Below are 25,906 nucleotides of genomic sequence, written 5' to 3' on the forward strand. Positions count from 1 at the left end.
GCGGCGTGGCGATGGGAACCGGCGTCATGATCGGTGCCGGCATATTCGCGCTGACCGGGCAGATCGCCGAGCTTGCCGGTCCGCTATTCCCCTTATCCTTCATCGCTGGCGCGCTGGTAACCTCGCTGGCGGCCTACAGCTATATCAAGATGTCGAACAAATGGCCGTCTTCGGGCGGCATCGCGATGATCTTGCAAAAAGCATACGGACCCGGCGTGATCGCCGCCTCTGCCTCGCTCCTGATGGCGCTCTCGATGGTCATCAATGAAAGCCTCGTGGCCCGCACCTTCGCGACTTATGCGCTGCGCCCGTTCGGCCTCGAAAGCAGCGGGTGGCTCGTTTCTCTCGCAGCGCTTGCCCTCATCATCTTCGCCTATCTCGTCAATGCAGCGGGCAACAAGTCGGTAAGCGGCTTCTCGCTCATCATGTCCGCCATCAAGATCGGCGGCATCGCGCTGTTCGCAGTCGCGGCGATCTGGGCCAGCGGTTTTTCATCAGGCGCGTTTTCGCAGCCCGTTTCGCTGACGAATGCAGAAGCCATGCTCGCCTCTGTTGCTTTCTCGATCCTCGCCTTCAAGGGCTTCACCACGATTACCAATAGCGGCGGCGAAATCGTCGACCCGCACAAGAATGTCGGTCGGACCATCATGATCTCGATCGCGGTCTGCATCGTGATCTATCTGCTCGTCGCATTGGCGGTGGGTTCGAGCCTGAGCATATCCGAGATCGTCGAGGCGCGCGATTATTCGCTCGCGGCAGCGGCGCGTCCGGCGCTGGGTGAGCTGGGCTTCTATTTCACCGTCGCGATCGCGATCGCCGCCACGACTTCGGGCGTGATCGCGAGCGTATTTGCTGTGTCGCGCATGCTTGCGATGCTGACCGACATGAAGATGATCCCGCACAGCCATTTCGGTATGAGCGGCGGAATTCGCAGCCACATGCTGGTCTATACGGTGGTCATTGCCGGGATGCTTGCCGTCCTGTTCGATCTGTCGCGGATCGCCTCGCTGGGCGCCTTCTTCTACCTCGTCATGGATATGCTGGTGCATTGGGGCGTCCTGCGTCACCTGCGCAAGGAAGTCGGCGCGCGCGCAACAATACTTCTTACAGCACTCGCGGCAGATGGCGTGGTCCTTGCAGCTTTTACCGCGGCCAAATTGCGCAGCGATCCTGCCGTTGTCGCCTATGCGGCGATCGGCATCGTCGCAGTCTTCGTGGGAGAATGGATTTACCTTTCGCACAATTCCGAAGCGCCCGCTTCTCACAAAGATGATCGGTCAGAAGAGAAGAGTTGATGGCAACTTTTCGCTGGGCCTTGAGGCTCTTGCAGCGGGGTTTTTCGAAACCGTTCACCGAAAACCGGCGTTGAGCACGAGACACGTCAGGCAAAACAGATGGAGCGATTCATGACGACCCGAACAGCGGCGGTCTACCGCATGGTAATGGAGGACCATGTCTGTCCCTATGGCATCAAGACGGTCGATCTTCTCAAGCGGCAAGGTTTCGAGGTCGACGATCATCACCTGACCAGCAGGGAGGAAACCGACGCATTCAAGGACAAGCACAACGTCGAGACCACCCCGCAGACCTTTATCGAAGACAAGCGCATTGGCGGCTATGACGATGTCCGCGAGTTCTTCGGCAAGAGCCGTTCGCAGCCAGAGGAAGGCGAGACCAGCTATCAGCCGGTCATTGCGATTTTCGCGGTCGCGCTTCTGCTCGCGCTCGGACTGAGCTGGGCTTTTTTTGATAACTTCTTCACTGTCCGGGCCGCCGAATGGTTCGTCAGCCTGTCGATGACCCTGCTCGCCGTTCAGAAGCTTCAGGACGTGCGCAGTTTTTCGACGATGTTCCTCAATTACGATCTGCTCGCACGGCGCTGGGTGCCCTATGGCTTCGTCTACCCTTTCGGCGAAGCCGCTGCCGGCATTCTCATGACCGCGGGCGCGCTGACGTGGCTTTCTGCTCCGTTGGCATTGTTCATCGGCACCGTCGGCGCTGTCAGCGTCTTCAAAGCTGTCTACATCGACAAGCGTGAGCTCAAATGCGCTTGCGTCGGCGGCAGCAGCAATGTGCCGCTCGGCTTCGTCTCGCTGACCGAAAATCTGTTCATGATCGGAATGGGCCTGTGGATGGGCGCGAAGCTTCTCGCATGATCACCGCGCTCCTTCTCGCCATCTTTCTGTTCCTTGCAGCCGTCGCTTCCCACCTTGTCATTCTGGGTGTCGGCCACCGGCTTCTCGATCGCCGCCGCGATACGCTGGCAAAGCTTGCCGTTTCGCTGCTCGTGCTCGCGTCGCATTTTCTGGTCGCGATCCTTTTTGCCGCAGGTTTCTGGCTGGGCGCGCAATGGGGCCTGGGAGGGTTCGACAAGGCGCCTTCAATGGACTGGATGGACTACTTCTATTTCTCGCTCATCAACGTGACCACACTGGGCCTGGGCGACACTTATCCGACCGAGCACCTGAGAGTTCTCGCCGGCGTCGAGGCCCTCACCGGCTTCGCTCTCATCAGCTGCTCGGCGCAGCTATTCTGGACCATGATGCAAAAAGGAGAAAAAGCATGACTGAAAAGACCTCCCATTCGGACAAGGGAGGGGGCGGCAGCTACTGGCGGTTCATGGCCATGGTGTCGACCTCGACTGTGATCATGTTCTTCCTGATGTATGCCAACACCTTTACCGTCGATGATCTTTTCTGGAGCGAAACGCGCTTCTGGATGATGTTCGTCATGGGTGCGATGATGATGGTCGTCATGCTCCTCTTCATGTGGGGCATGTACAAGGACCGGACCAAGAACTTCATCATTCTGGGCGTCGGGGCCTTTGTGTTCGCGCTCGCACTATGGCTGGTGCGCAGCCAGACCACCGTCGACGATACCGAATATATGGCAGCGATGATCCCGCACCACTCGATCGCGATCATGACCAGCGAACGCGCGAGCCTGAAAGATCCTCGCGTGCGCGAACTCGCTCAAGCGATCATAGTCGCCCAGCGCCGCGAAATCGCCGAGATGAAATATCTCATCGACGATATCGAGCAGAACGGTCCGCGGACCGAAGAACGCCTGCCCGAGGAGATGCAGCAATGAACAAGATAGCTCTCACGGCGCTCATCGCGCTTCCGCTCGCCGCCTGCAATTCGAATACTGCTCCGGGAAATGACCGCGAAGCCCAGCTCGACCCGCCTGCCACTGCCGCGCCGATCGAGGACGCGGCCAGTGCACTGGCAAATGTTGACCCGGGCCTCATGCTTCCCGGGACCATGAATGACGCGGACCTTGCTGCTCTGGGCGCAGGACAGGCCTGCCAGTTCCGCCTGACCGAAGTGGCCTTTCCCTCGTTTGTCTATGACGGTGACGGGGGCGGAGCGATCAAGATCAATGGCAAATTGATCCCCGTGACCGCCGATGGCCCCGGCAGCTATGCGAACGGCGAGCTTCGGATCAAAACCCGTATGCTGGATGATGAAGGCGATGCGGGCCTGCAAATGCAGGAGATGATCGTGGCAGCACCAAGAGCCAAGGATGAGTTCGGTTTTTGGGGCTATACCACCTGTCCGGCCGACGGAGCCTGATACTGGCAGGGCGCATGGGCGGGCCGTCGGCTACCCCATGCGCCCGCGCCTTCGCCCTTTGTCGCCATCACCAGTCTTAACAGGAACAAGCAGATGACTGATACGAGGCCCATCGCTGTCTTCGGGGCAGGCGGGAAGACCGGCAGCGAGCTATTGAGGCGTGCCCTTGCCTCGGACATACCGATCCGCGCCTTCGAACACACAGTGCCTGGATCAGACGAGCGGGTGGGCGACTTCGAATATATCGAATGCGATGTGCTGTCGGACGATTTCGCGGGCGATCTCGATGGCTGCCGCGCGGTTATCTCGACGCTCGGTGTCGCTTTCGGTCCGGGCAATGCGATCGATCCACCGCCGCTCTATACCGATGGCACGCGCAACCTGCTCGGGGCGATGGCACAAGCGAAGATCGACCGTATTGCCGTGATCTCCGCCGCCTTCGTCGAACATCAGTCGAGCGTTCCGGCGTGGTTTGAACTCACCGCCAAGCCAGCATTGTTCAATATACTCGAGCAGATGCGCGCCATGGAGGCGATGCTCAGCGACGCACAAGGCACCAAATGGACGGTCGCACGACCGGGCTGGCTGCTGGATGAGCCTTACACCGGCGATGCCGTCATTACGGATGAACGCTTGGCAGAAGGCTGTTTCCGCTGCCGTCATGCTGATCTCGCGGCGAGCCTGCTCGATTTCGTGTGCGAAGATACCTGGATCAACGCAAAGCCTGCCATCGGCAGGCCCGAAGCCGAACATTTCGAAAGTCCCGCCGCCATCAAGGCCGAACTCGGGATCGATTGAGCGCCGTATAATTTTGCGATTTGTGACAGGCCCGCACGTTGCAAGTTGTGAGCAACAGACAAGGAAATCGTATGTTTCTGGAGAAAATCAAAACCCCTGGCCTCTCGCACCTTTCCTATATCATCGGCTCGGGCGGACAGGCAGCGGTCATCGATCCGCGCCGGGACTGCGAGATCTATGTCGAAAAGGCGCGGGCCGAAGGACTGGAGATAACGCACATCTTCGAAACCCATCGCAATGAGGATCTGATCAGCGGCTCGCCGATCTTGGCCGATTTGACAGGAGCCACGGTCTATCACGGGCCCAACGCGGCAGGCGAGATCGTTTTTGCCAATACCGCACGCGAGGGCGATTGTTTCGAGCTGGGTCAATTGCGGATCGAGGTGCTGGAAACACCTGGACACACCGACGATCATCTCGCTTTCGTCATCCATGACGGCGAATATTCCGAGGGACCGGTCGGCGTCTTTACCGGCGATGCCCTGTTTGTCGGCGATGTCGGGCGCACCGATTTCTATCCCGAGCGCAAGGAAGAGGTCGCAGGCCTTCTGTTCGACTCACTGCAGAAACTTTGCGGCCTCGGCGATCAGGCGATTATCTACCCGGCGCATGGTGCGGGCTCGGTCTGCGGGTCGGGAATGGCGGATCGGGAATTCTCGACAATCGGCCACGAGCGACGCAACAACCCTCGCCTGCGCATCTCCGACCGCGACGAGTTCATCAAGGCGAAGGTAGCAGAACACCACCACCAACCTCCCTATTTCCGGCTGATGGAACGGCTTAACCTCGAAGGGGCCGATGCCGCGCCGCGGGTCATACGACCAAGGCGCTTAGGGCTGGGAGAGCTTGACGAGATCGAAGCCGATCACTTGGTCGATGTGCGCGAGCCGCTCGCCTATGCCGCCGGTCATATGCCAGGTGCCATGTGCCTCCCGGTGGGAATGATACCGGCCTTTGCGGGATGGTTCCTCGCTGAAGGCGACAGGATCGCCCTCGTCGCTTCCGAGGAAGACCAGCTAGCCCACGCCATGGCCCATCTGGTGCGCATCGGTCTCGATAATATTATCGGCGGCTATGTCGGCGTGGTTCCAGCCGCTGCTCAGGGCAAAGCGATGCGCAGCATACCCATGATCGGCACCGAAGAAATCGCGCGCAGGCTCAATCAGGACCGCCGTGATTGGACCTTGCTCGACGTGCGCGACGCGGACGAACGGCAAGAAGCAAGCATCGAAGGGTCAGAACATATCTATGTCGGTGAGCTCAACACGCGGTGGGAAGATCTCGACCGCGACCGCCACTACACGCTGATGTGCGCGAGCGGTATGCGGGCGAGCGTTGCCGCAGGCTGGCTGGCAAGCCAGGGCTTCAAGCGCCTCGACATCTATCTCGGCTCCATGGGCGCTTGGAAAAAACGCGCATAGCTGAAGTTTGGCCTCTCAGACTTCGAGGCGCAGACCCCGCAGCCGCAGCGCATTGCCTATCACCGATACGGAAGAGAGGCTCATGGCTGCGGCCGCAATCATCGGGCTGAGCAGCACTCCGAAGAAGGGATACAGCACGCCTGCCGCGACCGGGATGCCGAGTGTGTTGTAAGCGAAGGCGAAAAACAGGTTCTGCCGGATGTTGCGCATCGTCCCACGCGACAGCACGATGGCCTGCACCACTCCTGTCAGGTCCCCGCGAACCAGCGTCACGCCGGCGCTTTCGATTGCGACATCGGTGCCGGTGCCCATGGCAATGCCGACATCGGCGGCGGCCAGTGCAGGCGCATCGTTGATCCCGTCCCCTGCCATGCCGACGCGGCGACCTTGCGCTTTCAGCTCTTCGATCTTGCGGTGCTTGTCTTCGGGCGAGACATTCGCATGCACTTCATCGATTTTCATTTCGCGCGCGACCGCTTCGGCAGTGCCGCGGCTGTCGCCCGTCAGCATAACGACCTGGATTTTGCGCGCATGCAGCGCCGCAATGGCCGCTGCACTGGTAGGTTTGATCGGATCGGCCACCGAGATGAGCCCTGCCGGCCGACCATCGAACGCAACGAACATCACCGTCTGACCCTGCTTGCGACCATTTTCGGCCGAGCCCAGCCAGGCCTCGTCATTGATCCCAACGCGCCGCATCATCTTCTCATTTCCGATCGCAACACGGCGGCCCTGGACATTGGCTTCAACGCCTTCCCCAGTCGTCGAAGCGAGATCCGTGGCATTGGCAGGAGAAACGCCGCGCGTCCGCGCGCCCTCGACAATGGCATGGGCCAGCGGATGTTCGCTCCCCATTTCGACACCTGCCACCGCAGCCAGGAAATCGCTTTCCTTGATATCATCTGCCGGCGTCACCGCCACCAGATCGGGTTTGCCCATCGTCAGCGTGCCGGTCTTGTCGACCACCAGCGTATCGATTTTCTCGAGTGTCTCCAGCGCCTCGGCATTGCGGATCAGAATCCCGTGCTGGGCACCCTTGCCTGTGCCCGTCATGATCGACATCGGCGTAGCGAGACCGAGCGCACAGGGACAGGCGATGATCAGGACTGCAATGGCATTGACCAGCGCATAGGCAAGCGCTGGTGCGGGACCCCAGATTCCCCAGACCACGAAGGTGGCGATGGCTATCACCACCACCGCAGGCACGAACCAGCCCGCCACCTGATCTGCCAGTCGCTGGATCGGTGCGCGGCTGCGCTGCGCCTCGGCCACCATCTGGACGATCTTGGACAGCATCGTGTCCTTGCCCACACCGGTCGCGCGCATGACGAACCCGCCAGTCTGGTTGACCGTGCCGCCAATGACTGTGTCGCCAGCCTGTTTGGCGACCGGCAGCGGTTCGCCGCTGATCATGGATTCATCGATCGCGCTCGATCCCTCTTCGATCTCGCCATCGACCGGAACCTTATCGCCCGGTCGAACGCGCAGACGATCGCCTGTGGCCAGCTGGTCGAGCGGCACCTCGCGCTCATCGCCGGAGCCGAAGATCTTGACCGCGCTGGGCGGCGCCAATTCGAGCAATGCGCGCAAAGCGCTCGAGGTCGAGCCTCTTGCCTTGAGCTCGAGGACCTGTCCGAGCAAAACGAGTGTGGTTATGACCGCTGCCGCCTCGAAATAGACCCCGACCCGTCCCGAATGGTCGCGGAACGCTGCAGGGAACAGATCGGGCGCGACCGTCGCCACCACGCTGAACAGATAGGCGATGGCAACGCCAAACCCGATCAGCGTGAACATGTTGAGATTGCGCGTCTTGAGCGACTGGACGGCCCGAACGAAGAACGGCCAGGCTCCCCAAAGAACAACCGGTGTGGCAAGGGCAAACTGCGCCCATTGCGCCCAGGCAGGTTCGATCAGCCGGTCGAAACTGAGCCCTGGTGCCATGTCGCTCATCGCGTAGACGAACAAAGGCAGCGTGAGCAGTGCGCTCCACCAGAACCTACGCCGCATATCAACCAGTTCGGGGTCGGGGCTATCGCCCAGCGAAACGGTTTCCGGTTCGAGCGCCATGCCGCAAATCGGGCATGAACCCGGCCCGGGCTGGCGGATTTCAGGGTGCATCGGGCAGGTGTAGATCGAGCCTTCGGGCACATCCTCGACCGCGTCGAGATGCGCGGCCGAGAGATAGAGCTCGGGATCGGTGACGAACTTGTCGTGACATCGCGGCGAACAAAAATAGTGCTCGGCCCCCGCATGCTTCGCGATATGCTCTGCTCCGTCGATCGCTACGCTCATGCCGCAGACGGGATCGATGGCGGTGCCTTCGAGTAAGCTTGCGTCCGTGCTCATCGCTCTTCCTTTCTCACTCTAAAGCAGACCTTTTACAGCCTTGTCCCGAATACCTTGGCGGTGCCGGCACGATACCAGCTCTCGGTCGTCCGCATTTCGTTGGGCGGCACCAGGTTTACCTGGCACCACCCAACCCATTTACTGCTTCGTGATCGACGTGATCACATTGCCTTCAGAACCAGTACGAAATTCAAAGGCAATTCCCTCACCGACGCTTACTTCGCTGCGCAGTTGCTCATCGGCTTCAAAAGCCATGGTCATCGCAGGCCATTCGATCGCTGGGACCGGACCGTGGTCGACGGTTATTGTGCCCGCTTCGGCATCGATTGCAGTGACCGTGCCTTCTGCGCTGACGGTTTGCATTTCGCTGCCAGGTTCCATCATTGGCATATCCTCGCCGTCCATCATCATTTCATTTTCTGCCATCGGGATGTCGTTCATGTCGGCAGTGTCCTGGCCAGAATCGCAGGCCGCCAGCGCCAGCGGAAAGGCCAGTAGGCTCATGAGGGTTGTGGTACGCATTCTTCTTCTCCTTGGGGTTGGGTTGGCCGTTCGGGCCGGGGGCGCCGCATCAACAAATATGCAGCGGGGATAACGAACATCGAAAGCAGCGGCGCGGTGATCATGCCGCCCACCATCGGCGCGGCGATGCGGCTCATGACCTCCGAACCTGCGCCGGTTCCAATGAGGATAGGGAAGAGACCGGCAAGAATGACGGCCACGGTCATCGCCTTGGGACGCACGCGCAGAAGAGCACCCTCCCTGATGGCTTCGCCCACGCCGTCCGCATCGAGGGCACCGCTGCGCCGGGCCAGCGCAGACTTGAGGTAGATCAGCATGATGACGCCGAACTCGGCAGACACACCGGCAAGCGCAATAAAACCCACCGATGTCGCAACAGACTGGTTGTAGCCCATCAGATACAGCAGCCAGAAGCCGCCGGTGAGGGCAAAGGGCAGCGTGCCCATAACAAGTAGCGCTTCGTCGAAGCGGCGGAAGATCAGGTACAGCAAAACGAAGATGATGCCGAGCGTCGCGGGAACGACGACCTGCAACCGCTCATTGGCGCGGGTGAGATATTCAAACTGGCCCGCGTAAGAGATGCTCACACCGGCAGGCAGATCGACGCCATCTGACACTGCCTCCTGAAGATCGCTTACGACCGAGGTTAGATCGCGCCCGCGCGTATCGACATAGACCACGCTGATAAGACGGCCTTGCTCATTCTTGAGCATCGGGGGGCCATCGCTGACGCTCACCTGCGCTACGGTGCCGAGCGTAATTTGCTGGCCAGACGGGGTTAGCAAAGGCAGCGCGCGCAGTTCTGCGAGGCTGTCGCGGATCTCGCGCGGATAGCGCACATTGATGGGATATCGCGCCAGTCCTTCGACCGTTCTGCCGATATTCGCGCCGCCGATCGCGCCTGACACAATCTGCTGAACATCGGCGATATTCAGCCCGAAACGCGCCGCAGCGACCCGGTCGATGTCCACATCGACATAGCGGCCTCCCGAAAGACGCTCTGCCAAAGCGGAGCTGACGCCGGGAACCTGTTTTGCGACATTCTCGACCTGCAACGCCACGCGCTCGATCTCGCCAAGGTCCTCGCCAGACACTTTCACGCCTATCGGGCTCTTGATACCGGTCGCGAGCATGTCGATGCGGTTGCGGATCGGGGGCACCCAGACATTGGCGAGCCCCGGCACCTGCACCGCACGATCAAGCTCTTCGACGAGCTTCTCCGGCGTCATTCCGGGTCGCCACTCTTCTCGAGGTTTGAACCGGATGGTCGTCTCGAACATCGTGAGCGGCGCCGGGTCTGTTGCGGTATCCGCGCGTCCTGCCTTGCCGAACACGGTGTCGACTTCGGGCACGGATTTGATCAGTCGATCGGTCCGCTGAAGCAATGCCGACGCTTCACCAGGAGACAGACCAGGCAACGCGCTTGGCATATAAAGCAAGTCGCCTTCGTCGAGCGGCGGCAGGAATTCTCCTCCAAGGCGGGTGAACGGGACCAGCGCTGTAAGGAATACGAGGCCTGCCACAACCAATGTGGTTTTCGGTCGGCGCATTACCCAATCAAGACCGGGCCGGTAGGCGTTGGTCAGCAAGCGATTGAGGAGGTTGGTGTCCTCCTTGGGTATCTTGCCGCGGATCAGCCAGCCCATGAGTACGGGAACCAGTGTCACCGACAGAATGGCGGCCGCCGCCATGGCATAGGTCTTGGTAAAGGCCAGTGGGGAAAAAAGGCGGCCTTCCTGCGCCTGCAGAGTAAACACCGGCAGGAACGATAGGGTTATGATCAGGAGGCTGAAAAACAGCGCTGGCCCCACCTCTTTCGATGCGTCCGCAATCAGTTTCCAGCGTTCATCGTTGGACATCTGCTCGTCGGGATGGTCCTCTCCCCAATGCTCGATATGCTTGTGCGCGTTCTCGATCATCACGATGGCAGCGTCGACCATTGCGCCGATTGCGATGGCAATGCCGCCCAAGGACATGATGTTCGCATCGACCCCTTGGAAACGCATCACGATAAAGGCCGCCAGCACCCCCAATGGAAGCGTGACGATCGCCACCAATGCTGATCGCACATGCCAAAGGAACAGCACGCAAACGATCGCGACAATGATAAACTCGGCGATGAGTTTTCCGGTCAGGTTTTCGATCGAGGCGTCGATTAGCTTCGAACGATCATAGGTCGTGACAATCTCGACCCCTTCGGGAAGACTGGCTTGGAGCACGTCGAGCTTCTCTTCGACAGCCGCGATGGTTGCCCGCGCATCCTCACCCTGTCTGAGCACGACAATACCGCCTGCGACCTCGCCTTCGCCATTGAGCTCGGCGATTCCTCGTCGCATTTCGGGGCCAAGCTGGATCGTGGCGACATCGGATAAGGTGACGGGGATACCGTTACCGACCGATTTCAGCGGAATCTGTCTGAAGTCGTCGAGAGACGTGAGATAGCCTGATGCGCGGACCATGAATTCGGCCTCGCCCATTTCGACCACCGATCCGCCAGCTTCCTGATTGGAGGCCCGGATGGCACGCACGACATCGCTGTAAGTGACGCCAAGCGAAGCCATCCGGTAGGGTTCCAGCACGACTTGGTACTGCTTGACCATGCCGCCTACGCTGGCGACCTCTGCAATGCCCGGAATAGTCTGGAGCTCATAGCGCAGGAACCAGTCCTGAAGACTTCTGAGCCCAGCAAGATCGCTGTTCCCCGTTCGGTCGACGAGAGCATATTCGTAAATCCAGCCCACCCCCGTCGCGTCCGGCCCCAGCGAGCTTGTCACACCTTCGGGCAATTCGTTTTGCACTTGGTTGAGATATTCCAGCACGCGCGAGCGCGCCCAGTAGAGGTCCGTACCGTCCTCGAAGATCACATAGACGAAGCTGTCGCCGAACATCGAATAGCCGCGCACCGTTTCCGCGCCCGGCACCGAGAGCATCGTCGTTGCGAGCGGGTATGTGACCTGATCTTCAACGATGCGCGGAGCTTGGCCCGGATAATTCGACCGCACCACGACCTGCACATCAGACAGGTCGGGGATCGCATCGACAGGCGTTGCGCGCACCGCCCAGAAGCCGGCGAGCGTGACCGCGATGGCCGCCAGAACGATGAAAAACCGATTGGCGATCGAGGCATCGATTATGCGCGCGATCATCGGTCGGTCTTCCGAATGGATTCGATACGCGGACCGGTGTCGTGCTGCGAGAAGGTGAACTCGACAGTATCGCCCGGTTCCAGATCCTCAACTAGGGCGGCGTCGGCGAGAGCGAAGGGCATGACCATGCTTGGCCATTCGAGGGCGGGAACCGGCGCGTGGTTGAGAGTGATCGAAGCACCAGCGATTTTCGTCACTCTTCCCGTAGCGGTGTACGTCCTCATGTTTGGCGAGCCTTCCGACGCCATGCTCATGGTCCCATCGATCGACCTGACGTCGATCCCGCTAAGACTTGCTTCGGAGTCGATCAGGAACTGACCTGAAGTGACGACCTGCTCGCCCTCCGCAAGGCCTGCGAGTATCTCTGTCCTGCCATTCGCTTCGCGCCCGATTTCGACCTCAGCAGGCAGGAACGCGCCTTCATCCTGCTTGAGCATCACGAGATTTCGGCGTCCGGTTCGAATGACCGCCTCCGACGGTACCAGCAAGGCTCGCCGTGTGTCGGGTGAAAGCGACACCTGCGCGAACATCCCCGGTTTCAACCTGCCGCGCGGATTGGGTAGCTCAGCCCGAACGGTGATGGTTCGGCTCGCGGCATCGGCGCTTGGAAGGATGGCAACAATCCGTCCCGCAAATCGCTGATCCGGATACGCTGCCAAGGTCGCACTGATGGGCTGGCCCTGCCGGACATTTGCGGCCTGGACTTCAGGAACCGAAGCTTCAAGCCATATCGGCGTAAAGCCCGTAATCTCGGCCAAAGTCTGACCTTCCATTACAGTCATGCCCGAGCGCACCCCAAGCATTGTTACGGCACCGCCCACGGGAGCCGTGACGGTGATCGTGTTTTGAGCTCTGCGTGTGCGTTCAACCGACGCGATCATTGCATCGGTCATGCCGAGCAAGCGCATGCGCTGCCGCATCGCGTCTGCAAGTGCCTGATCGCCGGTATCGAGCACAGCAATGTATTCACGCTGCGCGCCGCCCCAGTCAGGGACAAGAATGTCGACTATCGGAGCGCCGCGACGCACGACATCGTCCTGTGCAAGACCATAGGTGCGTTGGACATATCCGCCCGCTCTTGGCTGGACGATGGCAACATCCCGGCTGTTGTACGCGAGGACGCCCGTCACGGTGATTTCCGGCTCGAGAACTCCGAACTCGGCCGCTGCAGTGCGAATGCCGAAATTCTGGACAAGGCCCGGATCGATCCGGACGCCCGCTTCCGCAGCTTCTCCCGCGCACTTGGGAACCAGCATCATGTCCATGAAGGGCGACTTACCGGGCTCGTCAAAGCGTTGTCCGGGCACCATCGGATCGTACCAATAGAGCACGTCCTCACAGTCAGTATCCGTCGCCGACCCAGCCCCGCTGCTCTCGCCGCCGAGCATGTGAAGACCGTAGCCAGCAGCCAGGCTGACAAGGGCAATACCTAGCCCAGCCGCAAACAAGCGTTGGCGCTGCGTAAATCGTTCGAGCACGGAGTTCATGGCCTGCCCTCCCCGTATGTGAGTTGTAGTTTGACCGCCGCCTGCACCGCCGCCTGTTCGCGTTCGAGAATTTCCAGCTCGAGCAGGGCAAGTGCGGATTTCGCCGCAATCACATCGACGAGATCGGCACGCCCGGCCGCAAAGCTGGCTGTCTCGAGCTCAACGCGGTCACGCGCGAGCGGAAGAAGTTCATCACGCGCGCGGCGCCATTGGCGCGTAGTGCTGCGCCAAGTGGCGAGATGGGCTTCGAAATCCGCAACCAGCGCGCGCCTGCGATCCTCGCGGTCGGCCAAAGCGGCAGCGGCATCGGCTTCGGCGGCGGCGATGCGCGGATTCTGCCGCCGGTCGGTGAAGATCGGAAGAGTAATCGACCCCATGACCGACACCGCATCGCCAAACGCCTGGTCGCGACGACCATAGTTGACGCTCACCCCAAAATCCGGCCGCTTTTCAGCGCGAGCGAGCGCCACACCGGCTTCGGCCCGATCTTGTTCCGCATCGGCCAGAATGAGTTCGGGATTCTCTTCCAGTTCGAAGCGAAGCTGGTTTTCATCCAGAGCCGCCGTGGGAGCCTCACCCAAGGCAACCGGGTCAGGGAACGGTATGTATCGGGAAAGCTGCGCTTGCGCCGTCTCGCGCTCGGCCTCGATCGACGTCGCTGCATCCTCGATCCCAAGCAATTCGCGCCGTATCACGAGGCTTTCGGCCGGGCGGGCCGAGCCCGACGCAACTGCGCTATTGGCAACAGGGATGAAGGCTCGCAGCTCATCGAGCGCTGTGCTGGCGAGATCGAGGCGTTCTTGCGCGTAGAACAAGCTGACCCAAGCGGTTCCAGCGCTTGCGAGAAGATTGCGCTCCGCCATACCGAGCCGTGCTTCCGCCACCCGAACTTCGGAACTGGCAACGCCATACCTCGCCCGTCGCCGCGCAAGATTGGGTATCTCCTGCTCGATACCGATGGCGACTTGCGTAGGAAGTTGCCGGTCAAGCTCGAACGCCGCGGGTCCGCTTACCGGAAGGTTCATAACCCCTGCGCGTAAACGCGGGTCGGGAAGCTCGTCCGCCGCTTCCGCAGCCTCGCGCCGTGATTGTACACGCAGCGCGCCAGCTTCCAAAACGGGTTGCTCGCCCCGCACCGCTGCAAGTGCTTCCTCGTATCCGACAGACTGCGCTTGCGCAGCTTGCGCGGCGAGCAGTGCCGAAAACGGCACCCAGCCAATTCGCCAATCCATAATTCTCACTCTTTCAAAGCGAACTGGCCGGGAACGACTTCGGCGTACGCGTCAATCGACACGGCGCAAGTCAAGTAATCCGTCAAGCTCGCAAACGGCGCAGAGCACCGCCCGGGAAATGCTAGATGGTGAGTTCGGTTTGTGGAGGCGGAGATTCCGGCGGTCGAGGCTGGCTGTCGAGCCTGTTGGCGCTAGCGGCCAGATACGTAGGCGCAACAGGAAACGGTCCTGCATGCGCCAGTCCCGGACCCGCAAGCGCCAGCGGTGGCAGGCAATTCATGGCTACGAGACAATCGAGGCTCATCTCGCAGCATGAGCCATGCTGTTCGGCCGGGTCCGTTTCGGAAACCATCTGTTCGGGCATCGCGTGTTCAGACATGCCGTGCTCGGCCATGCCTTGCGCCATTTCAGCACAATCAGCCGACCCAGCCATTTCGCTCTGCGGAACGGCCGCCTGCGCAGCAACCTGCACAAGCAGTCCAAAGCTGAAGCAAATCAGGGTCAAGGCGCGAACAAATTTCACGAAGCTGCGATAGTCTGAATAAGGAGCCGAGGCAATCCAGCGGCCAAAATGCAAAATTCGAGCATCATCTTCGGAATTCGTCGCCTTTGATATGTTGGGTGCCCGCTTCCTCATGCTTATCCCTGTGCGCATCGCGAAGGATATCGATCCCGCCATACAGGGCGATGCCAGCAACCGCGATCCCAACCACGAGATCCGGCCAATTTGCGCCTGTAAGCATAACGATGATCCCGGCGACGATGATACCGCCGTTCGATATGAAATCGTTAAAGCTAAACGTGGTCGCTGCGCGCAGATTGACATCCTTTTGCTGAAGCTTCTGGAGCATGCGCAGGCATATGAGGTTCACCACCGCCGCGATGCCCGCCATGGCGATCATCATCAGGCCGCCCGGCTCGGAGCCTTCGATGAAACGCCTGACGGCATCGGCGATAACGCCTCCGGCGAAGACTAGGAGCATAATGCCTGAGAAACGCGCGGCCCCTCGTTTCCAGGATTGCGAACGGGTGAGAGCCAGAAGACTGAGCGCGTAGACAAATGCATCGGATGAATTGTCGAGCCCGTTGGCCAAGAGCGCGTTCGAGTCCGCAAAATAGGCAACGACAAAGAAACCAACCGCGATTGCGACGTTGAGCCACAATACGATCCACAATGTGCGTCGCTTGTCCGCCGAATCCAGATCGAAGTCATCGTTGCAGCTCATACTGGCTTCCCCGTTCTCTCTTTTGTGCCGCCCTTCTCCTTATACGCCAGCAGCCGGAGCGCGTTGGCGACCACGATCAGTGTCGATCCTTCGTGAACCGCGACAGCGGGGCCTATCCCGAGACCGAAAATGGTTGCCGGGATGAGCACGACGACAATTCCGAGACTGACGATCATATTCTGCCGGATGATCGACCGGGTCTGTCGGCTCAGATCGACGGCGAAAGGCAGTCGGGCGAGATCATCGGCCATCAGCGCGACATCGGCTGTCTCCAATGCAACGTCCGATCCGGCAGCCCCCATTGCTATTCCGACCGTTGCGTTCGCCATGGCCGGAGCGTCATTGACCCCGTCTCCGACCATCGCAACCTTGTCCTGGCCGGCAAGCTTGCGGATGGCCTTGACCTTGTCGTCGGGCATGAGATTGCCCCAGGCCTCGTCGAGGCCGACTTCCTTTCCAACCGCATCGGCCACTCTTTGGTCGTCGCCCGAGATCATGATCATTCGGGTGATCCCGAGGCCGCGCAACGCTTCGAGCGTCGCCTTTGCCGCCGCACGCGGCGTGTCGAGCAAGCCGATCGCTCCGAGATCGCGCGTTTCCGAGCGAACGCCCATCGTCGTCCGCCCGCGCTCGCGCATGGACTCTATAGCATCCGACAGTTCGGCACTGAGCGGAGGGACCCCATCTTGCCCGAACATTTCGAGCTTTCCGATCCACACCCGCTCACCGCCGACAAGCGCGGTGATGCCCTTGCCTGTGAAGCTTTCGAGATCGGTTGCTTCGGGCAGAGTCTCATCGCCAAGCCGCTGCTTGCCGTCCCTGACAATCGCCTGTGCCAGGGGATGATCGCTCAGATTTTCAGCCGCCGAAGCAATCGCAAGCAGTTCGTTTTCAGATACACCCTGCGCGGGTTCGACATCGGTAATGCGGGGTTCGCCTTCGGTAAGAGTACCGGTCTTGTCGAACGCGATGGCCTTGAGCGCACCGAGATCCTCGAGCGGCGCGCCGCCCTTTACCAGAATGCCGCTGCGCGCTGCTCTGGCCACTCCGGACAAGACCGCGCTCGGGGTCGCGATCGCCAAAGCGCAGGGGCTGGCAGCCACAAGCACCGCCATCGCCCGGTAGAAACTGTCGCGGAAGGGTTCGTCGATGACGACCCATGCGAAAAGGAGCAGGCCGGCCAGAGCGAGCACGGCAGGCACGAAAATTCGCTCGAAGCGCTGCGTGAAGCGCTGGGTAGGAGATTGCTGAGCCTCGGCTTCGCTCACCATTTGGACGACCTTGGCTAGGGTCGTATCGCTCGATCGCCGGGTCACTTCCACTTCGAGTGCGCCCGATCCGTTGATCGTCCCCGCGAAGACGCGATTGTCATCCGCAAGATTGTCAGGATTGGCGCGCGCAGAAGCGACATCCGAAACCGCGCTCTTGTCGACCGGCACGCTTTCGCCGGTCACCGGAGCCTGATTGATGGCACTGACGCCGTCCAGGATGAAGCCATCAGCCGGAAGGCGTTCGTTCGGACGCACGATTACCACGTCGCCTAGCGCAAGCTCCTCGACCGGGATCTCAACTACGTCAGTTCCGCGCTTTACCCGTGCGGTGTCCGGGGCAAGCCCGGCGAGCGCTTCGATAGCTTTCTTCGCGCGCCCCATCGCGTAGTGTTCGAGCGCGTGGCCGAAACTGAACAGGAACAGCAGTAGCGCGCCTTCGGCCCATTCCCCGAGAAAGGCGGCGCCCGCAGCGGCGACAAGCATGAGGCTGTCGATTTCGAACCGGCGGAGGCGCAAATTGTCCCACGCCTCTCGGAGAGTGAAGAAGCCTCCGAAGAAATATGCCACTATATAACAAGCGAACGGCAGCCAGACCGGATGCCCGTCCCATAGCTTCTCGATCCCGAAGCCGATGGCGAGAAATGCGCCCGAAGCGAGCGAGAAAAAGAGTTCAGTATTAGCGCCGAAGATGCCGCCGTGACTGTGCCCGGAATGATCTTTATCGTCATGGCGGTGTTCTTCAGCATCTCTGGCATTTGCGGCGATTTTGTCGGCCTTGATTGAAACCCCCAGTTCTTGCAGCGCATTGGCAATCGCGGTCTCATCGGTACGCCGGCGGTCGAACTCGGCGACCAGCTTTCCGCTCGCATCGGCATTTGCTTCAAGTACGCCGGATTCGCGGGCTACCAGATCTGCGACCGTCTGCGCCCGGCGCACCGAATTAATGCCCTCGGTTTGCCACACAACATGCCCGTAGCGCCCGGAAATTTCCGCTCCTGCTACGTGCGCAAGTTCTCTGATCCGCGCGATCGTGAGACGATCGGGATCGTAAGATATTGCAAGCTGGGCAGGTGCACTGTTCGATCCTTCAACGACCTCGACCCCATGCACACCTGCCCGCGAACTGAGCAACGACTGCAGCCGAGCGATACATCTGTCGGTGTCGCTCGGAATGTCCGGGAGAAGCGACGATAGTTCGAGTTCGATATTCCGTGTCACTAGCTGTCGCTCCTCGCTGCTGCTGATGTCTCAACCTGGGTCGCGCGCGGTTTTCTCGCGAAGATCAGGCTTACAATGGCAGGCAATACGAACAGGGTGAGCGCGGTGGCGGTGATCAACCCACCAATGACAACCGTAGCCAATGGACGTTGCACTTCGGCCCCGGTTCCCGTCGCAAGCGCCATCGGAACAAAGCCGAGCGATGCAACTAGCGCTGTCATCAACACCGGCCGCAGCCGCGCGATCGCGCCCTCGATGATCGCGTCGCCCAGTTCCAAGCCTTGCTCGAGACGCTGCTTGATCGCTGTGATCATGACGAGGCCGTTCAGCGTCGCAACTCCGGAGAGAGCAATGAACCCCACCGCTGCCGAGATGGAAAAAGGCATGCCGCGCAGAGCCAGGAAAAAGACCCCGCCAGCCAGTGCCATAGGGATTGCGCTGAACACCGCCAGCGCAGGGACCCAACCGCCGACCGCCAAATACAGGAGCAACAAGATGACGCCGAAGGCGAGCGGAACCACGATCAGCAGACGCTGCTGAGCCTGTTGCAGGTTCTGGTACTGACCGCCCCATTCGATGAACGATGCGGACGGCAAATCAACATTCGCGGCAACCTCGGACTGTGCCTGCTCGACGAATGACCCAAGATCACGTTCACGAACGTTGGCGGACACAATCACCAGCCGGCGACCCTGCTCGCGCCGGACCTCGGCCAAGCCATCGATCACCTGAAACTTTGCCACTGCGCGCAACGGCACGGTTCCTCCATTGGGAAGCACGATCGGCAATGATCCGAGCTGGTCGAAGTCATTGCGATTTGCATCCGATAGCCTGACCACGACATCGAAACGTCGATCGCCTTCGAACACCAGCCCTGCGTTTCGACCTCCAAGCGCTATGGCAACGGACTGCGCCACGTCTTCGACCGTGAGGCCGTAGCGCGCAATCGTTGGCCTATCGAAGGCTATATCGAGCGTCGGAAAACCCGAAACCTGCTGGACCTTCACATCGGCCGCGCCCTCGACACCGCGGAGCACGACCGCGACCTGGTTTGCAGCCGCAGTCATGGCCGTGAGATCATCGCCGTAGAGTTTGATCGCGACATCGCCGCGAACGCCTGCGATAAGCTCGTTAAAGCGCAGCTCGATGGGCTGGCTGAATTCATAGAGATTGCCAACGAGATTGCCGAGCGCCTCTTCCATCTCGCTTACAAGTTGATCCTTAGACAGCGAGGGGTCAGGCCATTCTTCGCGCGGTTTGAGGATAACATAGGCATCCGAGATGTTCGGCGGCATGGGGTCGGTCGCGACCTCTGCCGTGCCGGTGCGCGAAAATACCAGCTCAACCTGCGGGAATTGCTTCAATCGCGCTTCAACCTGGCGCTGCATTGTAAGCGACTGCTCCAGTGGGGTGGAAGGAATACGCAATGACTGGACAGCCAGATCACGCTCGTCGAGCTGCGGTGTAAATTCGCTGCCGATGAAGCTGAAGACAAGCGCCGCGAGCGCGAACACGCCGACTCCGGTACCGATGACAGGCCATGGACGGGCAAGCGCTCTGCGCAGCAGCGGACCATAGCGCTCCTTTGTCATTCGGATGGGCTTTGCTTCCTGTTCGTTGATTTTCTTGTTCAGCAAGAGAGCGATCATCGCGGGGACGAACGTGAGCGAGAGGATGAATGCCGAGGCAAGTGCCAGCATCACCGTGATGGCCATGGGCGAAAATGTCTTGCCCTCAACCCCGGTGAAGGTGAGGAGTGGCGCAAAAACCAGAAAGATGATCGCCTGGCCATACACCGTTGGCTTGATCATCTCATGCGCCGCTGCCCGCGTCTCGGCAAGGCGTTCGCGCAGTGTGAGCAAACGTCCCTCGTGCTCCTGCCTTGCGGCGAGGCGCGCGATGCTGTTTTCGACGATGATTACAGCGCCATCGACAATCAGGCCGAAATCAAGCGCACCAAGACTCATCAGATTGCCAGATACGCCAAGCCGGTTCATGCCAATAGCTGCCATCAGCATCGACAAAGGGATGACCAGAGCTGCAATGATCGCGGCGCGGATGTTTCCAAGCAGCAAGAACAAAATAACGATGACGAGAAGCGCGCCCTCGACAAGGTTGTTGCGTACCGTCACGATGGTCGCATCGACGAGTGTCGAACGGTTGTAGACGATCTCCGCCTCAACTCCTGCTGGAAGCGACGACCGTACCTCGTCGAGCCTGTCGGCAGCACCCGCAGCTACGGTGCGGCTGTTTTCGCCTGCGCGCATCAGCACAGTACCCACGACGGCTTCCTCGCCATTCAGCGAGGCTGCACCAGTGCGGAGATCGCCGCCAATCTCGACCGTTGCCACGTCGCCGACGCGGATCGGCACACCTTCGCGCGTTGCCACCACTGCCTGCGCAATGTCTTCTACGGAATTCAGCCGGGAATCGACCCGTGCAAGAAGAGCTTCGCCAGCCCTTTCGACAAAGTTGGCGCCTTCGGCTTGGTTCGCCGCTTCGAGCGCGGTAATCAGCTGGTCGAGCGAAACGCCGTAGCCGTTGAGGCGGTCGGGGTCTGGCTGCACCAGGTACTGCTTCTCAAAGCCACCGATCGAGTCCACGCCCGCCACGCCGTCGGCCGTACGCATCAGCGGCGCGACAACCCAATCCTGTACCGTGCGCAGATAGGCGGCTCTTGCCACCGCCGTGTCCAATCGCTCGCCCCGGTCCGTGAGAAAGCTGCCGTCCTTCTGCCAGCCAACAGCACCACCCTTGGGCGCATCGGTTCCACCCGGATGCTCGAATTCGATGGTATACATCAACACCTCGCCGAGACCGGTTGCAATCGGACCCATTGACGGCTCCGCACCTGCAGGAAGCGAAGAGGCCAGGTTGGCGATCCTCTCTTCGACCTGCGACCGGGCAAAGTAGATGTCGGTGCCTTCTTCGAAGATCGCGGTGACCTGGCTGAAGCCGTTACGCGAGATCGAGCGGGTCATCTCAAGTCCCTCGATACCGGCTAGTCCGGTTTCGACAGGGAAGGTTACCTGCGTTTCGATCTGCGAGGGCGAGAGGGCCGGTGCCTCGGTGTTTATCTGCACCTGAACATTGGTGATGTCCGGCACCGCATCAATCGGCAGTTTTGCTAGATTGAACGCGCCCCAAATGGCAACACCTAGGGCAAGGGCTACGACCGCCCAGCGATTGCGCACCGACCAGTCAAGGACGCCGCCAATCAGGCCATCATGGCTGCTGCGCTCCTCCTCGAAACCGCTTTCAGACCGATCAATGTCCATGTTCGGCCTCCTCTTTTCCGAGTTCGGCTTTGAGTAGGAAGGCGTTTTCGGTCGCGATCCGCTGGCCATTCTGCAATCCGGACTCGATCACGATGCGCCCTCCCGAGCGCGATCCCGTCACGACAGGCATCGCCCGAAACCCGGTACGCGTGCGAACGAACACGACTTCACGGCCTTCGACCATCTGAACTGCGGATTCAGGCACCGAGATCGAGGTCGCATCCGTTTCACCTGAGGGTCGGATGCGCGCCTGCAAGAATGCGCCTGGCTGCAATCCAGGGACCGCTCCGGCGAGTGAGATTATCGCTGTCGCGCTACGGCTTTCCGGATCGAGTGCCGGGGTCACCGAGCGCACACGTCCGCCGATCTCCCGGTCCTGCCCGAGCTCCAACGTAGCTTCATCGCCCGGCCGAATTCTCGCAGCATCGCTGGCAGGCAAGGCGACCTGCACCTGCAAGCCGCTCGCGTTCACGATCTGGAACATCTCTTCACCGGCGGAGACGTAGGAGCCAAGCACGATCGGCGCGCTGGTGATCTGCCCTGAAATCGGACTCGTCACGGCCAGCGAACGCCCATCCCCGCTGACACCAGCAGCAGCGGATGCGGCTTGTGCGCGTGACAGCTCCGATCTTGCCACTTGCAGATTGGCCTGCGCCGCTTCGAGATCCTGCCGGGCCGTCACATTGGCCTCGAACAGCCGCTTTTCGCGGTCGTAGAGCGCAGACAGTTCATTGACCCGCGCACGCGCGGCAGCGACCTGCGCAGCCAGTCCGGCAGCATCAGCGCTCTCGATCCGCGCGATCACCTCCCCCTGCCTGACATAATCGCCAAGCATCTTGTTCACGCTCTTCACCACACCGGATGCACGCGCATCGATCCGTGCGCTGGCATTCGGCGCCGCGGCGACGGTCGCTGGGAATACAAGCTCCGTTGCTGCGCCGAATTGGACAGCTTCGATTTCTATCGACGAAGCTGCGATCTGCTTCTCGTCGATCAGCAGAACGCCTTCGGGGACTTCGCTCTTTTCAACTTGTTCCGCTTGCTGGTCGGGTCCGTTTGAGTCAGCGGGCCAGAAGACCGAGGCCAAGGCGGCCAGCAAGATCAGGACGCCGCTTACGGCGATCAAATGGCTACGTTCCATGGAAATGGGCCTCACTGTGCGTTGAGCCAGATGAGCCGCGCCGCGAGCAGGCCGCGGGTCTCTTCTGCCTGAATCAGATTTTCACGAATGGCGTCGCGCGCTTCGGCAGCCGCCAGAACTTCGATCAGCGGAAATCTGCCATTGCGGTAGCCGATTTCGACGAGCCTGAGCGCTTCCTCAGCCTGCGGCAGGGATGCGCTGGAGAGGGTCTCCACACGCGTTTCGGCGGCCAGATAAAGCGTTCGCGTCCGCTCGAACTCCACGCGATAGTCCGCCTCGGCTATCGCCTCGCTCGCGCTTGCCGCGCGGTATTGCGCCTCGGCGGCTGCGATGTTGCCCTGGTTGCGGTTGCGAAAGGGAAGCGGAATGGAAATCCCGACGATGAACGCTTGATCGTTGCTTTCCTCAAAACGGCGCACGCCTGCCGACAGCGTTGGGTCGGGAACGCCAAGCGAGCGCTCACGCGCAATTTCGGCTTCAGCAAAGCTGGTTCGAGCGCCCGCAATGCGCAGTTGCAACGGATTTTCGGAAACCGGCGGTGCAAGGGGCGGCGATAAGTCAGGAAAGACGTTCGATACTGCGGGATTGGGCTGTCCGGATACCCAGAGAGCCGCGAGCGCCTGACGTGCTGCTAAATCGTCTGCTTGTGCAGCCTGCAATTCGGCCTCCGCCTCGGCAAGCGTAGCTTGTGCACGCATAGCTCGAAGAGGCGGCTCCCGCCCGACCTCTACAAGCACGTTGGCGATCCGCGTCAGTTCACGGTTTCGCTCGACGATTTCCCGCGCGAGAACGAGGCGTTGGCCTGCGGCGACAGCCTGCACATAACGCTCGCGCACCCCCAAAGCGAGTTGCGACAAGGCAAATTCGCTCTGCAAGCCGGCGAAATCGGACGATGCGCGTGCGCTCGCGATGCGTGCGCTTCGCTTGCCGCCGAGTTCGAGCGGCTGACCGATCGCTAGGGTATATTCGGTCGACCGCAGCCCGGAGAAAGCGCCGGAGCCCGCGATGTTCTCGGCCTCGAGCGATAGCTCGGGATTGGGTCGGAGGCGTGCTTGGTCGATAGCCGCACGCGCGGCTTCGGCCTCCGCCTGAGGGCCGTAAACCCGGGGATTGCTGGAAGGGTCATCTTCCCCTTCAATGCCGACGCCCGCTCGAGCGAGCGCTTCCTCGAGTGTAACTGTTTCCTGTGCCAATACTGGCGAACCCGTGGACACGGCAATCAAGGCCGCGGCCAGTGCAAAGCACCGCATTATTGTATCTCCTGACTGAAACCAATCGAGCGCACGCGCAGGCGCACTCGCACATGATTTGCTGTCAGGCTTTGGGAGGTTGGATCAGAACCGGCGGCGCGCGCGAGGTGAGCATCGAAGTCGCCAGCGGACCCTTCAGGCTATTCGTGCGCGCAAAGGGCGACCCCAGGAACACTCCACTATCGGCGAGGCTGAAGCTGCAATTGTGATGATGCGTTGCCGAATGGTCCTGACCATCATGGTCCGGCTCGGGATCATTGCTATCGAAGTGGTCCGCCCCATGCGCATAAACGTGATCGGCCGCATGAACGAAGCTTTCGCCTTCTGAAGCATGCGCGTCAGGTAACGATAGGACACTACCGAAAAGAATGGCGATGATCGCAAGGAAGGGGAACACAAGACGCGGCATGTTACTCAACCCTTTAGGAGCCTTGCAAAGCTTGCGCAACCACGGCTGTCTGAGCGCTTGTCTTTTCATGATCACGATTTGGCACCGACGAATTCATACGCACAACCGGCCAGAAACTCGCGGAAATGAACTTCGCGCAAAACTTTGCGTGCTGGAAGCCAAGGGCGGAACTCTTCATATTCCCGCGCCACACCAAATGGTTTGGTCAGCACTATGCCGATTTCAATCAGCCATCGCGGCCAGCGCTCGGGGTGCTTCAGGCCAAGCAGGGCCATCCGGCCACCCGTCGGGAGAGCAGCTGAGGCGCGCTCGATGATCGCGGCGTAGTCAGGTGGCATTTCCAGTCCAAAGGTGCTGATGACTGCGCTGGTCTCGCTCGGAAAGCGGAAGGCGGCTACGTCTGACTGCACAAATTCGACATTGCTAGCTCGCAGGCGCTTCGCTCGTCGACGGGCTTGGTCGAGCATGCCTTGCGAAAGGTCGACCAGCGTCACCTTGCCGCTTGGTCCTACTCTCTCAAGCAGAAACGCGAGGTTTGCGCCGGTGCCAGCACATAGATCGATCACATGGTCACCGGCGTTGAGTTCAAGCCGGTTAACCAGATCGCGTCGCCAGCGACCAAGACCGGCCCACCGAAACCCCGACACCAATCGGTCATAGATTCCCGCGGTCTTGTCGTAGAGACGTTCAACCTGTTCGTTGGATAGAATTGCCATGGCGCGTGCTAGCGAACCTCGTCCGAAGAGATGGTGAAAACCTCCGCGAGGTCGTCCGGGTATGGCATTGGCGCGAATGCGCTCACGTTTGCGCGTCCGGTATTGCCCCAGGGGAGCCGTCCGGTGAGATTGCCAAGGGGAGCGAGCGCAAGACGTATGACCTGCCCCAGAACTTCGCGGCCATCGCGGGTTTCAACTGCATAGCCCAGCATCGTCATATGTGAACGAAGGTGCGGCCCGAAGAAGCCCTGGCCCAGAATATGTTCCCGCTCGAGCGCGGTCCAAGCCAAAGCCCGGTCACCAGACTGCCTGGCGGCACGGAAAACGCACCGCTCAGCTTCGATAAGTTCAATAATGTCCTTCTTTGCCACAGGATTTTACCGTTCTGCTTGCATCTTCGAATCGTCTTATGCACCTTGTAGTGGCTACAAGGTCAAGCATTGCGAGAAACCCATGAAGATTGGTGCCCTGGCGCGGAAGACCGGCACGACCGCCGAAACGATCCGCTACTACGAACGGACCGGATTGCTGGAGGAACCACCACGCACCGCCGGAAACTACCGGGACTATGGTTCGACCGAATTGGCCAGATTGCGGTTTATCCGCCGCGCACGCGACCTTGGCTTCACCATGGCGGAGGTGCGCCAATTGCTTTCTTTGTCGGATGATCCATCGCAATCGTGCGAAGCCGTGGACTCTATTGCCAGCCTCCACCTACGCGAAGTGGATCGGAAGCTTGGTGACTTGCGAAAACTGCGAACCGAACTGCGCCATATGGTCGACGACTGCCAGCACGGAGCGGTTGGCGAATGCCGGATAATCGAAGTGCTTTCCGGCTAGCGGGACAGCGCGCGTTTATTCGAGCGGTGA

General features: G+C 60.4%; 22 protein-coding genes. 8 read left to right on the plus strand and 14 right to left on the minus strand.

Going from position 1 to position 25,906, the window contains the following annotated elements:
• Nucleotides 1–11: 11 nt before the first annotated feature.
• From P7228_RS15445 to P7228_RS15475, 7 genes are all read left to right on the plus strand, one after another.
• A complete protein-coding gene (locus tag P7228_RS15445) occupies nt 12–1,295 on the plus strand; it encodes an APC family permease (RefSeq protein WP_430732518.1) in 1,284 nt (427 codons plus the stop codon).
• Nucleotides 1,296–1,406: 111 nt separating this feature from the next.
• The gene (locus P7228_RS15450) at nt 1,407–2,156 is read left to right on the plus strand and encodes a glutaredoxin family protein (protein WP_278016114.1); all 750 of its coding nucleotides are present in this window, start codon (nt 1,407–1,409) and stop codon (nt 2,154–2,156) included.
• Entirely contained in the window at nt 2,153–2,566 is a 414-nt protein-coding gene (locus P7228_RS15455) for a potassium channel family protein (protein WP_278016115.1), read from the plus strand. The genes P7228_RS15450 and P7228_RS15455 overlap by 4 nt, the downstream gene beginning before the upstream one ends.
• Nucleotides 2,563–3,090 (plus strand): DUF305 domain-containing protein, encoded by a 528-nt coding sequence (locus P7228_RS15460; protein ID WP_251105518.1) that lies wholly within the window; start codon nt 2,563–2,565, stop codon nt 3,088–3,090. The genes P7228_RS15455 and P7228_RS15460 overlap by 4 nt, the downstream gene beginning before the upstream one ends.
• Complete coding sequence (locus P7228_RS15465; protein WP_221572393.1) at nt 3,087–3,575, plus strand: DUF6692 family protein; 489 nt, start codon at nt 3,087–3,089, stop codon at nt 3,573–3,575. The genes P7228_RS15460 and P7228_RS15465 overlap by 4 nt, the downstream gene beginning before the upstream one ends.
• Before the next feature lie 93 nt (nt 3,576–3,668).
• Complete coding sequence (locus P7228_RS15470; RefSeq protein WP_221572392.1) at nt 3,669–4,373, plus strand: NAD(P)-dependent oxidoreductase; 705 nt, start codon at nt 3,669–3,671, stop codon at nt 4,371–4,373.
• Nucleotides 4,374–4,444: 71 nt separating this feature from the next.
• Entirely contained in the window at nt 4,445–5,794 is a 1,350-nt protein-coding gene (locus tag P7228_RS15475; protein ID WP_278016116.1) for an MBL fold metallo-hydrolase, read from the plus strand.
• Between the two features lie 15 nt (nt 5,795–5,809).
• Here the strand turns inward: P7228_RS15475 and P7228_RS15480 are convergent, their stop codons facing one another.
• From P7228_RS15480 to P7228_RS15545, 14 genes are all read right to left on the minus strand, one after another.
• A complete protein-coding gene (locus tag P7228_RS15480) occupies nt 5,810–8,140 on the minus strand; it encodes a heavy metal translocating P-type ATPase (protein ID WP_278016117.1) in 2,331 nt (776 codons plus the stop codon).
• 138 nt (nt 8,141–8,278) lie between these two features.
• Nucleotides 8,279–8,662: a copper-binding protein gene (locus P7228_RS15485; protein WP_278016118.1), complete on the minus strand. Its 384-nt coding sequence runs from the start codon at nt 8,660–8,662 to the stop codon at nt 8,279–8,281.
• On the minus strand, nt 8,641–11,808 hold the full coding sequence (locus P7228_RS15490; RefSeq protein ID WP_278016119.1) for an efflux RND transporter permease subunit: 3,168 nt from the start codon (nt 11,806–11,808) through the stop codon (nt 8,641–8,643). Before P7228_RS15490 ends, P7228_RS15485 begins: the two co-directional genes overlap by 22 nt.
• Nucleotides 11,805–13,295, minus strand: coding sequence for an efflux RND transporter periplasmic adaptor subunit (locus P7228_RS15495; protein ID WP_278016120.1), 1,491 nt, complete (start codon nt 13,293–13,295; stop codon nt 11,805–11,807). Before P7228_RS15495 ends, P7228_RS15490 begins: the two co-directional genes overlap by 4 nt.
• Entirely contained in the window at nt 13,292–14,527 is a 1,236-nt protein-coding gene (locus tag P7228_RS15500) for a TolC family protein (RefSeq protein WP_278016121.1), read from the minus strand. Before P7228_RS15500 ends, P7228_RS15495 begins: the two co-directional genes overlap by 4 nt.
• Nucleotides 14,528–14,648: 121 nt before the next feature.
• Nucleotides 14,649–15,164, minus strand: a complete 516-nt coding sequence (locus P7228_RS15505) for a hypothetical protein (protein WP_234030081.1) — start codon at nt 15,162–15,164, stop codon at nt 14,649–14,651.
• Complete coding sequence (locus tag P7228_RS15510; RefSeq protein WP_152434343.1) at nt 15,115–15,753, minus strand: cation diffusion facilitator family transporter; 639 nt, start codon at nt 15,751–15,753, stop codon at nt 15,115–15,117. The genes P7228_RS15505 and P7228_RS15510 overlap by 50 nt, the downstream gene beginning before the upstream one ends.
• The gene (locus tag P7228_RS15515) at nt 15,750–18,242 is read right to left on the minus strand and encodes a heavy metal translocating P-type ATPase (protein ID WP_173214095.1); all 2,493 of its coding nucleotides are present in this window, start codon (nt 18,240–18,242) and stop codon (nt 15,750–15,752) included. Before P7228_RS15515 ends, P7228_RS15510 begins: the two co-directional genes overlap by 4 nt.
• On the minus strand, nt 18,242–21,463 hold the full coding sequence (locus P7228_RS15520) for an efflux RND transporter permease subunit (protein WP_173216237.1): 3,222 nt from the start codon (nt 21,461–21,463) through the stop codon (nt 18,242–18,244). The genes P7228_RS15515 and P7228_RS15520 overlap by 1 nt, the downstream gene beginning before the upstream one ends.
• A 46-nt stretch (nt 21,464–21,509) precedes the next feature.
• Nucleotides 21,510–22,661: an efflux RND transporter periplasmic adaptor subunit gene (locus tag P7228_RS15525; protein WP_173214093.1), complete on the minus strand. Its 1,152-nt coding sequence runs from the start codon at nt 22,659–22,661 to the stop codon at nt 21,510–21,512.
• An 11-nt stretch (nt 22,662–22,672) separates the two neighbouring features.
• Entirely contained in the window at nt 22,673–23,911 is a 1,239-nt protein-coding gene (locus P7228_RS15530) for a TolC family protein (RefSeq protein ID WP_173214091.1), read from the minus strand.
• A 64-nt stretch (nt 23,912–23,975) separates the two neighbouring features.
• Nucleotides 23,976–24,389 carry a hypothetical protein gene (locus tag P7228_RS15535; RefSeq protein ID WP_173214090.1) on the minus strand — a complete coding sequence of 138 codons (414 nt, stop codon included), beginning with the start codon at nt 24,387–24,389 and terminating at the stop codon, nt 23,976–23,978.
• 2 nt (nt 24,390–24,391) lie between these two features.
• Complete coding sequence (locus tag P7228_RS15540; protein ID WP_173214088.1) at nt 24,392–25,036, minus strand: class I SAM-dependent methyltransferase; 645 nt, start codon at nt 25,034–25,036, stop codon at nt 24,392–24,394.
• A gap of 8 nt (nt 25,037–25,044) precedes the next feature.
• Complete coding sequence (locus P7228_RS15545) at nt 25,045–25,407, minus strand: DUF3703 domain-containing protein (protein WP_173214086.1); 363 nt, start codon at nt 25,405–25,407, stop codon at nt 25,045–25,047.
• Nucleotides 25,408–25,489: 82 nt separating this feature from the next.
• Between P7228_RS15545 and P7228_RS15550 the strand changes: the two genes are divergently transcribed.
• Nucleotides 25,490–25,876, plus strand: a complete 387-nt coding sequence (locus P7228_RS15550; RefSeq protein ID WP_173214084.1) for a MerR family transcriptional regulator — start codon at nt 25,490–25,492, stop codon at nt 25,874–25,876.
• Nucleotides 25,877–25,906: the final 30 nt, after the last annotated feature.

This window comes from Altererythrobacter sp. CAU 1644 (assembly GCF_029623755.1).
Taxonomy (GTDB): Bacteria; Pseudomonadota; Alphaproteobacteria; order Sphingomonadales; family Sphingomonadaceae; genus Erythrobacter; species Erythrobacter arenosus.